Source organism: Nocardia cyriacigeorgica (assembly GCF_010858045.1).
Taxonomy (GTDB): Bacteria; Actinomycetota; Actinomycetes; order Mycobacteriales; family Mycobacteriaceae; genus Nocardia; species Nocardia cyriacigeorgica_E.
Genome location: NZ_JAAGVC010000129.1, coordinates 1 through 419 on the forward strand (window position 1 = coordinate 1; position 419 = coordinate 419).

Below are 419 nucleotides of genomic sequence, written 5' to 3' on the forward strand. Positions count from 1 at the left end.
GTGTCGCACTGCTCGACACCTATGCGCCAGATGGCGATGAACTCATGCGTCATGTGTTCGCCCGCGCGCTCGGCCTGGTGCTCGATCGCGGCCACGAGCTGATCGACGTCGACGACCATGCCTTGGTCGCGATGGGTAACTACGTGCGGATCTACCATGAGCGCCGCAACCGGCCGATCGCGGCGCCAACGCTGAATCTGCGCGCCACCATCGGCCTGCCGGGTCTCGAGGTCGCCGAACCGGTGCCGGGATGGCAGCACCGAGGCGACACGATCGAGATCGAGGCCGATCACTTCTCACTCATCGAAGAGCAGATCCCCGCCGTGGCGCGAGCCCTGCGGCAATGGCTCCAGTCGGTGGCGAACCCCGCCGCGAGCGTGTCATGACCCGGATCGGCGATTTTCCGCACTGCGTAGTGC

Annotated in this window: 1 protein-coding gene; it reads left to right on the forward strand. The window is 66.1% G+C overall.

The genetic code is table 11. The annotated features are described in order from the left end of the window. The coding region (locus tag GV790_RS29035; RefSeq protein ID WP_163818009.1) for a hypothetical protein at nt 1-386 on the forward strand (386 nt) is incomplete at its 5' end. Nucleotides 387-419: the final 33 nt, after the last annotated feature.